This window comes from Telluria sp. AZSoR62, assembly GCF_058111565.1.
The window spans coordinates 1-280 of sequence record NZ_JBYTST010000272.1; the positions used below are offsets into that span (position 1 = coordinate 1).

Below are 280 nucleotides of genomic sequence, written 5' to 3' on the forward strand. Positions count from 1 at the left end.
TTCAGTCCGTCCCAAATGTTTCCGATGCCGTCCACAACTGAGCCGAAGAATTCCTTCAGGGTCGTCAGTGCTGATTTGACGTCCTCGAATCGGTCGGACAGGAAGTCCTTCGCTTTCTGCATCGCGTCTTTAGCTTCGGTGAGCTTGTCGCCCCATGTTTGCGCGAAGTTTCGGATCCCTTCGATCACGAGCGGTAGGACGTGCTCGGCGATCCAGACGATCGCTGTCGTCAACGGAGGAAGAATCGTGTTGACCAACCACACGATGACGTCGATCAACT

Annotated in this window: 1 protein-coding gene; it reads right to left on the reverse strand. The window is 54.6% G+C overall.

Annotated elements, in window-relative coordinates; translation table 11 throughout:
* Nucleotides 1–280: hypothetical protein (locus tag AC3XQU_RS23780; RefSeq protein WP_489876599.1), on the reverse strand; the 280-nt coding region annotated here is incomplete at both ends.